This is a genomic window from Xanthomonas sp. SHU 308, assembly GCF_000364645.1.
Classification (GTDB): Bacteria; Pseudomonadota; Gammaproteobacteria; order Xanthomonadales; family Xanthomonadaceae; genus Xanthomonas_A; species Xanthomonas_A sontii.
The window spans coordinates 1-11,563 of record NZ_AQOK01000043.1; the positions used below are offsets into that span (position 1 = coordinate 1).

The following is an 11,563-nucleotide window of genomic DNA, read 5'->3' on the forward strand; positions in this document are numbered from 1 at the left end:
GCCAGCGCCACGCGCTCGCCCGGCCGCGCCACGCGGTGGCCGCGGGCGCGCAGGGCCTCGGCATCCTCGGCGCTGGCGTAGTGGTAGAGCATGGTCCGTTGCAGCAGCTCGGCGGGGTATTCCCGCTCCAGGTCGTCGACCCCAGTATGCGACGGGTTGCCGTGAAGACCGCAGTCGTGCGCCACCAGTTCGCCGTCGTCGGCATACCGGTTCAGCATTTCCGGGATCGGCCGGGTGTCCCCGCTCCACACCAGCGCGCCCTGCAGGCGCAGGCCGTAGGCGGTCTCCGGCCAGTGGTGACGCACCGGGAATACCTCCAGGCGCACGCCCTCGTGCCAGAACGCATCGCCCACCGCGATCAGTTGGAACGCATCCCAGAAGTTGGCGCCGCCCTCGGCCAGCACGTTCGGATAGTCGGCCACGCGGCGGTGCAGCAGCGGCAGCACCGTCGCCGGCACGTACAGGCGCACCTTGCCGCGACGCTCGGAAAAATAGCTGTCCACGAACAGCCGCTCGAAGCCGGCGACGTGGTCCAGATGCACATGGGTGACGAACAAGGCCTGCGGCATCGCGCCGTAGTGCGCCTGATAGGCGGTCAGCCCCTCGCCGCCGCAGTCGATGGTCAGCCATGGCCGGCCGTCGCGCTCGATGGTGGCCATCGGCGAGCCCAGCGCCACCGCCGAGGCATTGCCCACGCCCTGGAAACGCAGCGCCCAGTCCGTCATCAGCAGCCGCGCTCCCAGGCCAGGTCGTAGGCGCGGCGCAGGCGCGCGTAGTCCTTCTCCACCGCATCGACGCTGCGCTCGCCGCGCAGTTTCAGCAGCGAACGACGCAGCCGCTTGAGGTTGCGCTCGCGCCAGCGGGTGGCGGGAATGCGCAGCACGCCGCGGTCGAAGTCGATCAGCCAGCCGCGGCCGTTGCCGTCGAACAGGATGTTCTGCGCATTGAGGTCGGCGTGGTCGAGGCCGGCGCGATGGAAGCGCGCGATCAGCCGACCCGCCTCCTCCCACGGCGCGCCGCGGCCGGCCAGATGTGCGCGCTCGGCCAGCGAGCGCACGCCCTCCAGCCGCTCCATCAGGATCGCTGCGCGGTAGCGCAGCCCCTGGCGCAGATAGCAGGCCGCCAATGGCCGCGGCACCGGCAGCTTGCGCGCGATCAGCGCGCGCATCAGCCGGAACTCGGCGAAGCTGCGGGTGCGGTCGGCACCGGTCCACAGGTAGCGGTCGCGGACCAGCTTGGCGACCAGCCCACCGCGGCGGTACTGGCGCAGCACGCAGCTGCCGAACGGGGCATCGACGAACCAGGCGCCGCCGCGGCCGCCGGCATCCACCGGACGTGCGCGTTCGCCCCAGGCGGCGGCGGAGAACAGCGCCGGTTCGGCTTGCCGCAGCCGTTCGCGGTCGAACAGAATGGCCCCGTAGCCGCGGCCCTCGCGGTACGGCGTCAGCGCTTCGGTGGCGTCGAATGCAACCATCCAGCGAGTCTAACAACACCATGCCGGCAACGCTCCCTTCGTTGTGCCTGTTGCGCCTGTCGGCGCTGGGGGACGTGACCCACGTGGTGCCGCTGGTGCGGACCCTGCAGCGCGCCTGGCCGCAGGCGCCGGCGTTGCACTGGATCATCGACAAGGCCGGGCACAAGCTGCTCGACGGCCTGCCGGGCGTGGTCTTCCACCCCTACGACAAGCGCAGCGGCCTGGCCGGCATGCGCGCCTTGCGCCGCGCCCTGCCGGCGCCAGGTTTCGACGCGCTGCTGCAGATGCAGGTGGCGTTGCGCGCCAACGTGCTGTCGGCGTTCGTGCCGGCGCGCCGCCGCATCGGCTACGACCGCAGCCGCTCCAAGGACCTGCACGGCCTGTTCGTCAACGAACGCATCCCCGACCGCCCCGGCATCCACGTGCTGGAGGCGATCGGCAGCTTCTGCGAGCCGCTGGGGCTGCGCCAGACCGAGGTGCGCTGGGACCTGCCAGTGCCCGAGGACGCCCATGCCTGGGCGCGTGCGCAATGGCCCGAGGACGGCCGTCCGGCGCTGCTGATCTCGCCCTGCTCCAGCCATCAGCGTCGCAACTGGTATGCCGAGCGCTACGCCGCGGTGGCCGACCATGCCGCCGCGCAGGGCTGGCGGGTGGTGCTGTGCGGCGGCCGCAGCGACCTGGAGCGCAGCACCGCCGACGCCATCGTCGCGGCGGCGCGCACGCCGGTGCTCGACCTGGTCGGCCGCGACACGCTCAAGCAACTGCCGGCGCTGCTGCAGCGCGCCGCATTGGTGATGACCCCCGACTCCGGCCCCATGCACATCGCCAACGCGATGGGGACCAAGGTGCTGGGCCTGCACGCGGCCAGCAACCCGCGCCGCAGCGGCCCGTATTCGGACATCCGCTACTGCGTGGACAAGTACGACGCGGCTGCGCGCAAATACCTGGGCAAGCCGGCCGCGCAGTTGAAGTGGGGCAGCAAGATCGAGTTCGACGGCGTGATGGAACTCATCGCGGTGGACGATGCGATCGCCGCATTCGAGCGCTATCGCGGCGACCACGGCCACTGAGCCCGGTTGCGGCGCACGCGGCGCCGCTCTACCATCGCCGCGCGTCCTGCCGCCGACCCGGCCCGCAGGAGCCGCCGTAAGCGTTTACGTCAATCAACGCGCCAACTGCGCCGGATCCGTCCGGGGCTGTTTCCCGCCCGGGCCTGGCAGGCCGTTGGCGGGTGGCGCCTTCGATCGACCGGCTTACGGAGAGTCCGCAATGTCACGTTTCCCGCTGTTTTCCCGCAAGCTGTCCCCGCGCCATGCCGCCTGGGTCACCCCGCTGCTGCTGTCGGTGCTGATGACCTGCATCGTCTCGATGATCAGCACCCTGCGCAGCGTCGGGCTGGCGCCCGGTGTCGGCACGCTCTGGCTCGGCGCCTGGGCGCTGTCCTGGCTGGTGGCCTTCCCCACCCTGCTGCTGGTGCTGCCGCTGGTGCGGCGCCTGACCGGACTGGTGGTCGCACGCAACTGAGGTGCGGCGCGTTCCGGGAGACGGCAACGCCTCCCGGAACTCTGCCCTCACGCCGAGGCGTTGCGGTAGTCCTGGTAGGACTTCTCTTCCACGTAGCTGGAGCCCAGTGCCAGGTTGATTTCCTTCTTGAGCCGCGCGCGTTCGTCGTTTTCGTAGTACACGCTGCGCGCCAGCTTGATGAACTCCTCGTCGAAGGCCTGCGCCTTCTCCTTGATCCGGATCTCGTCCTCGATCACCCACAGGCGCTCGTTGACCGCCTTCAGTTCCGCGCGCAGGCGCGCCACGTCGCCGCCGGCCGCCGGATGCGCCATCCAGGTCTTTTCCAGTGCCGACAGTTCGGCACGCACATTGGCCAGCTTGCCCGGATCTTCGATGCGCTCGGACTTGATCTGCAGGATGGCGATCTTGTCGAGCAATTCGCCGAAGGACACGGGCACCAGGATTTCGGACATGGCAGACACCAAAACAGGAGAAGGAAGAGTGTAACGGCGACGCCTTAAGCCAGCGTCGGCACACTGTCGCGAGCGCCAAAAAGCAAAAGGCCCCTGACGGGGCCTCATGCGAAACTGGCGGGAAGGGGGGATGCACTCGGTGCATTCTGCACCTCGCCCTACGGGCGGCTGCGCCGTGCGCATCGACTGTCGCCGATGGGTCGAACCCGCGGGGCTTCTCACCCCCCCACTCCTGCACCGATCACACTCTGCGACCGCTGGAGGGTGCGCGCGCGATGAAACTGGCGGGAAGGGGGGGATTCGAACCCCCGAGGCGCTATAAACGCCTGCCTGATTTCGAGTCAGGTACATTCAACCACTCTGCCACCTTCCCGGGTGGTCCCCGGCGGACCGGGGGCGTGCATCATACGGTCCCCGCCGCGCGCGGACAAGCGGCCAGGCGCCGAGCCCCCGCAAGCGCCCCGGCGCCGCGGGGCGATGAACCCCGCCTGCTGCGTGCCGCGCGCGGCGATTGCCTGATCCGCGCGCGACCGCGATGATGCCCGTCGACCCCAGAAAACACCGGCCGGCCGCAGGCGCGCAATGATCGAATTCGGACATCTCACCCACGTCGGCCTGCGCCGCGACCTCAACGAGGACACCTACTACGGCGACCACGAACTAGGGTTGTGGCTGGTGGCCGACGGCATGGGCGGCCACGCCTGCGGCGAGGTCGCCAGCGCCCTGGCGCGCGAGGCCATCGTGCGCGAAGTGCGGGGCGGCACCGCCCTGGCGCAGGCCATCCGCATCGCCGACGAGGAGATCATCCGCGCCTCGCAGCGCCGCAACGACACCCTGCCGATGGGCACCACGGTGGTGGCGGCGCGGGTCCAGGGCAACCGCTTCGAGGTGGCCTGGGTCGGCGACAGCCGCGCCTATCTGTGGCGCGACGGCAAGCTGGCCCAGCTCAGCCAGGACCACAGCTACGTGCAGGAACTGATCGCGCAGGGCGCGCTCACCGCCGAGCAGGCGCGCGCGCATCCGCACCGCAACGTGGTCACCCAGGCGCTGGGCGTCACCGATCCGCAGCACCTCAACGTGGCCACGATGACCGGCGAGCTGCGCCCGGGCATGCGCCTGCTGCTGTGCAGCGACGGGCTCACCGAGGAAGTGGACGATGCCGGCCTGGCCAACGCGCTGGGCCACGACGACTGCAGCGCGCAGGAATGCGTGGACATGCTGGTCGCCGCCGCGCTCGACGAAGGCGGCTCGGACAACATCACCGCGATCCTGGTGCGCTGTCACTGAATTCGGTGCGGCGCGGCCGCCGCTCCGGCCGCGCAAGCCACGTCGGGGCACCGCTGGATACTGCATTCTTCACGCTCAAGCCGGCCAGGCTGCCCTGCAGGAGCAGTTGCAGCCGCGACCGGGCTTTACCGGGAACGCGCCGTCGCGGCTGACGCCGCTCTACAACAGACGTCCCATCGTCATTCGAGCGCCCTTCAGCCAGCCACCGCGTCCGCCACGACCGGTTCGGCGTCGTCCCACAGCGCGCGGCCGGCCTTCTTGCGCAGCTTCTCCAGCCGCGCCTGGTGCGCTTCCAGTTCCGAGGCCGTCGGCAACACCCGCGGCCGCGGCAGCAGCATGGTCATGTCGAATGCCGGACCCTGCGTCGCCGCATGCGCGGCGCCGTCCTCGGCCAGGGCGAAGCCGATTTCCTCCTGGCCGGAGGTCAGCGCGATGTACACGTCGCTGAGGATCTGCGCATCGAGCAGCGCGCCGTGCAGTTGCCGGTGCGAGTTGTCCACGCCCAACCGCTTGCACAGCGCATCCAGCGAATTGCGCTGGCCGGGGAAGCGCTCACGCGCCAGCAGCAGGGTGTCGATCACCGTGGCGCGATCGAGGATGCGGCCGTAGGACTCGCCCAGCCGCGACAGTTCGTAGTCCAGAAAGCCCAGGTCGAACGAGGCGTTGTGGATGATCAGCTCGGCGCCGTCGATGAACTCCAGGAATTCGTCGACCACCTCGTGGAATTCCGGCTTGTCGGCAAGGAAATCCAGGGTCAGGCCGGTGACTTCCTGCGCGCCGGGTTCGAAATCGCAGTCCGGGCGCAGGTAGCGATGGAAGTTGCGCCCGCTGGGGCGGCGTTCGAGCAGTTCCACCGCGCCGATTTCGACGACACGGTTGCCCTTCTTCCATTCCAGGCCGGTGGTTTCGGTATCGAGGATGATCTGACGCATGGGACTCGCAGCGGAAAAGGAAGACAAGATCAGGTCGCGACGGCGGCGCCGCCGGCGCGCACGTGCAGGGCCTGGTTGCGCGCCAGCTGGTCGACCCGCTCGTTGTCCGGATCGCCGTTGTGGCCCTTGACCCAGCGCCAGTCGATCGTATGCCGCTGCGCGGCCGCATGCAGCCGCTCCCAGAGATCGCGGTTCTTGACCGGATCGCCGCCGGCGGTCTTCCACTGCCGGCGCACCCAGCCCGGCATCCATTCGGTGATGCCCTGGCGCACGTACTGCGAGTCGGTGTGCAGCACGATCTGGCACGGCTCGTTGAGCGTCTCCAGCGCCATGATCGCGGCCATCAGCTCCATGCGGTTGTTGGTGGTGTGCGCCTCGGCGCCGGCCACCTCGCGCTCCAGTCCCTTGTAGCGCAGCAGCGCGGCCCAGCCGCCGGGGCCGGGATTGCCGAGGCAGGCGCCATCGGTATGGATGTCGACAGTCTTCATGAAACTCCGTGTTCAGATGGAAGCGACCGAGCCGCGCCAGCGGACCGGCGCGCGCAACGGAATGGGGCCGATGCCGGCGGCGGTGCGTTTTTCCGCCTGCAGCAGGCAGACCGCGCGCAGCGGCGCGGTGGAGGTGGCCGGGCCGACGCCGCCGCGGGTCGGCCACACCGGCCCGAGATAGCGCAGTTGCTCCACGCACGGCAGGCCGACCTGTTCGAGCAGGCCACGCCAGCTACCTGGCGGACGCGCCACCAGGCCCTGGCGGCGCCAGCGCAGCCGGTACGGGCTCACCGCATTGAGCGCGAACAGCCACACGCGGCCGCCCGGCATCAGGATGCGCTCGCATTCCTCCAGCAGCGCCGCCGCGTCGGCGGCGAGCACGTGCTGCAGGACGATGGCGTTGACGCTTTCCGACGGCAGCGGCAGTGGCAGCGTGCACACCAGGTCGCCGGCGTAGCCGCAGGCGCTGCGGTGCAGGCGCACGCCCCGCCCCGGCAGCTCGCGCGCGGGGGGCGGTAGCGGCACCGGGGCCAGCCACAGCCAGGGCTGCGCGGGGCGCTTGAGCAAGGCGTCGAGGATCAGCGGCTGCTCGGCCTGCAGCAACGCCTGCGCCCCGGCAGTATCAAACCAGGATGAGACGTTGGCTTGACGAGGGAGCGACACGGCAGGCATGGTGCCAATTCTATGCGACTGATCGCCCTGCCCGCATTCCAGGATAACTACATCTGGGCGATCGCCACGGACGACGGGCATGCGTTGCTGGTCGATCCAGGCCAGGCCGAGCCGGTGCTGGAGGCCGCGGCCCAAGGGCTGCAACCCGCCGCCATCCTGCTCACGCATCACCACGACGACCATATCGGTGGCGTCGCCGCCTTGCGCGAACGCTGGCCGGATCTGCCGGTGTACGCGCCGGACGACCCCCGCATTGCCGGATTTTCGTGCGAGCGGGTCGGAGAGGGCGACGTCGTGAAGGTGCTGGACTGGCAGTTCGATACCCTGGCCGTCCCCGGCCATACCCGCTCGCACCTGGCCTACGTCGGCCAGGGCCATCTGTTCAGCGGCGATACGCTGTTCAGCCTGGGCTGTGGGCGCATGTTCGAAGGTACGCCCTCCCAGATGTTGGGTTCGCTGCAGCGCCTGTCCGCCCTCCCGGGGCAGACGCTGGTCTGCTGCGGACACGAATACACCTTGGCCAATGCGGCATTCGCCGTCACGGTCGATCCCACCAACGCTGCCCTGCGGCAGCGCCATCAGGAAGCCCAGGCCATGCGTCACGCTGCCCGCCCCACCGTTCCCGTCACGCTCGCCAGCGAACTGGCAACCAATCCGTTCCTGCGCACCGCTTCGGCGGCGATCCAGCAGGCGATCGGCGCCCGGCTCGGCCGGGGGGTGTCCGACGAAGTGGAAGTCTTCGCCGAATTGAGGCGCTGGAAAGACGATTTCCGCGCATGAGGGCGCTGGCGTTGACGGCGGCGCTGACGCTGGCGATAGCGTCGGCGGCGCCCCCCGCGGCGGCCGCGACTCCGCTTGCGGCGGCACTCGAGCAGACCGTGGCGGGCCTGAACGGCCTGCCGACGGACGCGGCGGCACTGCCGCCGCCGACCACCCGTAACGGGCACGACATCCTCGCCCGCTTCCGCGACGGCCTGGCCGATGCGCGCTGCGACGCCGGCGCCACCGATGCGCGCTGGCAGCAGCAGTTCTCGCGCGCGCCGTCGCGGCTGGCCGACGAGGACGAGGACGTGCTGCCGCTGTTCGGCTACGTGGTCGACGAACTGCGTGCTGCCAACCTGCCGACCGAGTTCGCGCTGATCCCGTTCGTGGAGAGCGGCTACCGCCCGGCCGCGCGCAACAGCAGCGGCCCCGCCGGCCTGTGGCAGTTCATCCCCGGTACCGCGCGCAACCACGATGTCCCGCTGGAGAATGGTTACGACGGCCGTCTGTCCGCGGTGGACTCCACCCGCGCCGCAGTGCGCTACCTGAAGACCCTGCACGGCATGTTCGGCGGCGACTGGCGCCTGGCGATCATGGCCTACAACGCCGGCGAATACCGCGTGCTGCAGTCGATGCGCCGCGCCGGCATGAACGCGCAGAACGCGCAGCCGGACAAGCTGCCCGGGCTGTCCTCGGTCACCTACGCCTACGTCGAGAAACTGCACGCGCTGGCCTGCGTGCTGGAACAGGCGCAGACCCGCGACGAATGGATGGCCTCTCTGGATCGCGACGTGCCGATCCTGCAGGCGCAGACCCTGCCCGCCGGCATGGCACTGGACGAATGGGCGCGGCGCCAGGCGCTGCAGGGCAACCAGCTCGCCCGGCTGAACCCGGCCCTGGGCAGTGGCCGCAGCACCAAGCGCGCGCTGCCGGTGCTGGCGCCGCGCAGTCTGGGCGGCCCCGTGCTGGCCCAGGACACCGCGCCGCCGGCGCAGGACGACACCCCGGTCGTCGCCACCGTGGCCAGCGCCGACGACGCTCCCGCGCCAAACCGTGCCAAGCGCGCCGGCGCACGCCCCCGCCACACGCACACCGTGCGCGACGGCGACACCGCCTGGAACATCGCCAAGCGCTACGGCATCACCGTGCAGGCGCTGCTGATGAAGAACGGCCTGTCCGCGCGCAGCGTGCTGCGTCCCGGCATGGTGCTGAGCTACGAGGACTGATCGCGCTCCCGCTGCGGCGGGACGAGGTCCGGCCCATGCTGCAACGTCCGCGGATGTGCAGCCACGCCGCGGGGATGACCACTCGTTTCCCCGCGCCTACGACCAGCATGATCGCCTGCAAGGCAGGCCTATCACGGCATCCAGCACCGACGACAACTGCGCGCCTTGCCCCTAGTCCGGCATGAAGAAGATCCTGGCCCGGCGCGCAATGCCGGTGGTGCCGACGGCGCTGCACAACATGTGGACCAGCATGTGGAGCAAGTGCAACGCGCGGCTGCGGCAGCAGTTATGCCTCGATCGCCACGCGCACAGCGCCTCGTGCCAGGCGAAGGCGACGGCGTGACGCGCTTGCCACCCCTTCACCACCACCAAGCCTGCCGGCGACCACAGCCGCATGCCTGCACTTGCCGCGCCTCTCCCCACGGCGACGCGCGCACGTCGATCAGCCACGCACACGTCGATGCCCCTGAAACGCAACAGGCCCGGCAATGCCGAGCCTGTTGCGTGCCGCTTTGCGCTGTCGAAGCCGCGGTTACAGCTGCGATTCCTGCACGCTGATCTTGAAGTGCTTGCGCATCGCATCGACGTAGGCCTTGGCATCGGCCTCGCCTTCGATCCGCGCCAGTTGCTGCTGGAACATGGTCTGCTGCTCGGCCGGCACCTTGCTCAGGTCGCCCGGCGTCACCTTGGTGACCGCAAACAGCGCATAGCGCTTGCCCACGGTGCCCGGCGCGGCAGGCAGCTCGACCTTGCCCACCGACGGCTTGCCGTCGGCCGGCTGCGGCGCGCTGAAGATCGCCTGGCTGGCCTGCGCGCTCGGCATCGGCACGTTGCGCGGCAGACCCGGCATCGGGTTGATCTGCAGCTTCTCCGCGCCGGCCAGGGCCTGCAGGGTCTCGCCCTTGCGCAAACGCTCCAGCAGTGCATCGGCCTTGGCAGCGGCCGCCTTGGCGGTGCGGTCGGCATGCACCGCGGCCACGACCTGCTCGTGCACCTTGGCCAGCGGCTGGATCTGTTCCGGCTGGTGCTGGGTCACGCGGATCAGCACGCTGTGGTTCGGCCCCAGGTTGATCGGGTCGCTGACCGTGCCGTCCTGCACCAGGGTGTCGGAGAACGCGGCGCGCAGCACCGCCGGCTGTGCGGCGATGCCACTGGCGGTGGCGCGCGAGAACGGCCCCAGCGTCTGCACCGGCAGTCCCACTTCCTTCGCCGCCGAAGCCAGCGCGGTCGGGTTCTTGTAGACCAGGTCCACCAGCTTGCCGCTCAACTCGCTGAAGGCCTTCTCGCTGTCGGCCTTCAACTGCTCGCTGGCGAGCTGGTCGCGCACCTGCTCGAACGACTTGCCTTCGCCGCCCTTGACCTGGCGCAGCTGGATCACGTGATAGCCGAATTCGCTCTTGATCGGGCCGACGATCTCGCCGGGCTTCATCGCGAACAGCGCGTCCTCGAACGGCTTCACCATCACGCCCTTCTCCACCCAGCCCAGATCGCCGCCGGCGTTCTTGGAACCAGGATCGTCGGAGTTGGCGCGGGCCAGCGCGGCGAAATCGGCGCCGGGCTGCTTGGCTTCGGCCGCCAGCTTGGCCGCCTTGGCCTCGGCCGCCTTCTGCGAGGCCGCGTCCTTGCCGGCGCTGATCAGGATGTGCGAAGCCAGCCGCTGGTCGGGCTCGACGAAGCGCGCCTTCTCGTCGTCGTAGCGCTTGCGCAGCGTCGCCTCGTCGGCCGGCTTGACCGGCGGCAGGCTGGCCGCGTTGAGGTCGACGTACTCGATCGTCACGGTTTCCGGCTGCTTGAAGTCGGACTTGTGCGAGTCGTACCACTGCTGCACCTGCGCGTCGCTGACCGGTGCGGTGTCGGCCGGCATTTCCGGCAACAGCGCCATCTCCACGTCGCGGGTCTCGCCCAGCATCTTCAGCAGGCGCTCGGTTTCCGGCTTGGTGGCGAACGCCGATTCGGCGATGCCGGAAGGAATCACCGACTGCTGCAGCGCGTCGCGCACCAGTTGCTGGAACATGGTCGGCGTCCGCGGCGGCGTACCCGAGGCCAGGGCCAGGCGGTAGCGCTCCGGATCGAACTTGCCGTCGTTCTGGAACGCAGGCATGGAGCTGATGTAATCGCGCACCGCGGCATCGCCGATGACCACACCGGCGCGCTCTGCCGACAACTTCGCCACCTGCTCGTCGATCAGCTGATCGAGCAGCTTGCGCTTGTTGTCGATGCTTTCGAACGCGCGCGGATCGAAGTTCTCGCCCTGCTGTTCGCGCGCCTGGATGCGCGCCTGCTCGAAGCGGGTACGGAACTGCTCCGTGCTCACTTCGTGGTGCTGCCACAGCAGCGACACCGGCCACCACGACGGCGCCGACGACCACCACGACGGCGGCGCCTGCACCTTGGCGACATTGTTGGCACCGACGCCACCGAGGTAGCTGTTGTCGATGACGAACAGGAACGGAATCATCAACAGACCGATGATCGCGGTGGCGATCCAGCCCGAGGTCTTTTCGCGAAGTTTCTGCAGCATTGGGAACCGACGGCCTATTGGCGAGCCGCGCAGTTTAACCCGCTTCACGCCTTGCGGCAGAATCGGCGGCCCGGCAACCCGCGCCGCTCATGCGTCAAGGCGGCGAATCCGGAGCGCATCGAGGACCAAAAGCAGCGCACTGCGGAAAAAAAGAAACCCCCGATCGCTCGGGGGTTTCGCGTACAAATGGCGGAGTGGACGGGACTCGAACCCGCGACCTCCGGC

13 protein-coding genes and 1 tRNA gene are annotated in these 11,563 nt (G+C 69.6%); 6 read left to right on the forward strand and 8 right to left on the reverse strand.

Going from position 1 to position 11,563, the window contains the following annotated elements; genetic code table 11:
• A partial coding sequence (locus D588_RS0102200; RefSeq protein WP_017914808.1) for an MBL fold metallo-hydrolase occupies positions 1 to 725 on the reverse strand: 725 nt, incomplete at its 3' end.
• Positions 725 to 1,474 (reverse strand): 3-deoxy-D-manno-octulosonic acid kinase, encoded by a 750-nt coding sequence (locus D588_RS0102205; RefSeq protein ID WP_017914809.1) that lies wholly within the window; start codon positions 1,472 to 1,474, stop codon positions 725 to 727. The genes D588_RS0102205 and D588_RS0102200, both read right to left, overlap by 1 nt.
• 20 nt (positions 1,475 to 1,494) lie before the next feature.
• Here D588_RS0102205 and D588_RS0102210 point away from each other — a divergent pair, with 20 nt between their 5' ends.
• Together D588_RS0102210 and D588_RS0102215 are read left to right on the forward strand one after the other, a co-directional pair.
• Positions 1,495 to 2,544, forward strand: a complete 1,050-nt coding sequence (locus D588_RS0102210) for a glycosyltransferase family 9 protein (RefSeq protein WP_026143282.1) — start codon at positions 1,495 to 1,497, stop codon at positions 2,542 to 2,544.
• A 199-nt stretch (positions 2,545 to 2,743) separates the two neighbouring features.
• Positions 2,744 to 2,998 carry a DUF2798 domain-containing protein gene (locus D588_RS0102215; RefSeq protein WP_017914811.1) on the forward strand — a complete coding sequence of 85 codons (255 nt, stop codon included), beginning with the start codon at positions 2,744 to 2,746 and terminating at the stop codon, positions 2,996 to 2,998.
• A gap of 47 nt (positions 2,999 to 3,045) precedes the next feature.
• Here the strand turns inward: D588_RS0102215 and D588_RS0102220 are convergent, their stop codons facing one another.
• Together D588_RS0102220 and D588_RS0102225 are read right to left on the reverse strand one after the other, a co-directional pair.
• On the reverse strand, positions 3,046 to 3,450 hold the full coding sequence (locus tag D588_RS0102220) for a DUF6165 family protein (protein WP_017907820.1): 405 nt from the start codon (positions 3,448 to 3,450) through the stop codon (positions 3,046 to 3,048).
• 282 nt (positions 3,451 to 3,732) lie between these two features.
• Positions 3,733 to 3,823 (reverse strand) — tRNA-Ser (locus D588_RS0102225).
• Between the two features lie 209 nt (positions 3,824 to 4,032).
• Here D588_RS0102225 and D588_RS0102230 point away from each other — a divergent pair.
• Positions 4,033 to 4,737, forward strand: coding sequence for a protein phosphatase 2C domain-containing protein (locus D588_RS0102230; protein ID WP_017907821.1), 705 nt, complete (start codon positions 4,033 to 4,035; stop codon positions 4,735 to 4,737).
• Between the two features lie 194 nt (positions 4,738 to 4,931).
• Here D588_RS0102230 and dnaQ read toward each other — a convergent pair whose 3' ends face one another.
• From dnaQ to D588_RS0102245, 3 genes are read right to left on the reverse strand one after another with little or no spacing between them, the layout of a single operon-like run.
• Complete coding sequence (dnaQ, locus tag D588_RS0102235) at positions 4,932 to 5,669, reverse strand: DNA polymerase III subunit epsilon (protein ID WP_017914812.1); 738 nt, start codon at positions 5,667 to 5,669, stop codon at positions 4,932 to 4,934.
• Between the two features lie 29 nt (positions 5,670 to 5,698).
• Positions 5,699 to 6,157 carry a ribonuclease HI gene (rnhA, locus tag D588_RS0102240; protein WP_017907823.1) on the reverse strand — a complete coding sequence of 153 codons (459 nt, stop codon included), beginning with the start codon at positions 6,155 to 6,157 and terminating at the stop codon, positions 5,699 to 5,701.
• 12 nt (positions 6,158 to 6,169) lie between these two features.
• Positions 6,170 to 6,829 carry a hypothetical protein gene (locus tag D588_RS0102245; protein ID WP_026143283.1) on the reverse strand — a complete coding sequence of 220 codons (660 nt, stop codon included), beginning with the start codon at positions 6,827 to 6,829 and terminating at the stop codon, positions 6,170 to 6,172.
• A 12-nt stretch (positions 6,830 to 6,841) separates the two neighbouring features.
• Between D588_RS0102245 and gloB the strand changes: the two genes are divergently transcribed.
• From gloB to D588_RS27510, 3 genes are all read left to right on the forward strand, one after another.
• Positions 6,842 to 7,609 carry a hydroxyacylglutathione hydrolase gene (gene gloB / locus D588_RS0102250; protein WP_017914813.1) on the forward strand — a complete coding sequence of 256 codons (768 nt, stop codon included), beginning with the start codon at positions 6,842 to 6,844 and terminating at the stop codon, positions 7,607 to 7,609.
• Positions 7,606 to 8,817, forward strand: coding sequence for a lytic transglycosylase domain-containing protein (locus D588_RS0102255; protein ID WP_017914814.1), 1,212 nt, complete (start codon positions 7,606 to 7,608; stop codon positions 8,815 to 8,817). The genes gloB and D588_RS0102255 overlap by 4 nt, the downstream gene beginning before the upstream one ends.
• A gap of 181 nt (positions 8,818 to 8,998) precedes the next feature.
• Positions 8,999 to 9,160, forward strand: coding sequence for a hypothetical protein (locus D588_RS27510; RefSeq protein ID WP_017914815.1), 162 nt, complete (start codon positions 8,999 to 9,001; stop codon positions 9,158 to 9,160).
• A 189-nt stretch (positions 9,161 to 9,349) separates the two neighbouring features.
• On the opposite strand, the gene D588_RS0102265 is transcribed toward D588_RS27510, so the two are convergent.
• Entirely contained in the window at positions 9,350 to 11,338 is a 1,989-nt protein-coding gene (locus tag D588_RS0102265; RefSeq protein WP_017914816.1) for a peptidylprolyl isomerase, read from the reverse strand.
• Between the last annotated feature and the right edge of the window lie 225 nt (positions 11,339 to 11,563).

Coding starts and splice junctions, on each gene's coding strand:
- D588_RS0102230 (WP_017907821.1), top strand. CDS start 4,033: ATGATCGAATTCGGACATCTCACCCACGTCGGCCTGCGCCGCGACCTC.
- D588_RS0102245 (WP_026143283.1), bottom strand. CDS start 6,829: ATGCCTGCCGTGTCGCTCCCTCGTCAAGCCAACGTCTCATCCTGGTTT.
- D588_RS27510 (WP_017914815.1), top strand. CDS start 8,999: ATGAAGAAGATCCTGGCCCGGCGCGCAATGCCGGTGGTGCCGACGGCG.
- D588_RS0102205 (WP_017914809.1), bottom strand. CDS start 1,474: ATGGTTGCATTCGACGCCACCGAAGCGCTGACGCCGTACCGCGAGGGC.
- D588_RS0102265 (WP_017914816.1), bottom strand. CDS start 11,338: ATGCTGCAGAAACTTCGCGAAAAGACCTCGGGCTGGATCGCCACCGCG.
- gloB (WP_017914813.1), top strand. CDS start 6,842: ATGCGACTGATCGCCCTGCCCGCATTCCAGGATAACTACATCTGGGCG.
- D588_RS0102255 (WP_017914814.1), top strand. CDS start 7,606: ATGAGGGCGCTGGCGTTGACGGCGGCGCTGACGCTGGCGATAGCGTCG.
- D588_RS0102210 (WP_026143282.1), top strand. CDS start 1,495: ATGCCGGCAACGCTCCCTTCGTTGTGCCTGTTGCGCCTGTCGGCGCTG.
- D588_RS0102220 (WP_017907820.1), bottom strand. CDS start 3,450: ATGTCCGAAATCCTGGTGCCCGTGTCCTTCGGCGAATTGCTCGACAAG.
- rnhA (WP_017907823.1), bottom strand. CDS start 6,157: ATGAAGACTGTCGACATCCATACCGATGGCGCCTGCCTCGGCAATCCC.
- D588_RS0102215 (WP_017914811.1), top strand. CDS start 2,744: ATGTCACGTTTCCCGCTGTTTTCCCGCAAGCTGTCCCCGCGCCATGCC.
- dnaQ (WP_017914812.1), bottom strand. CDS start 5,669: ATGCGTCAGATCATCCTCGATACCGAAACCACCGGCCTGGAATGGAAG.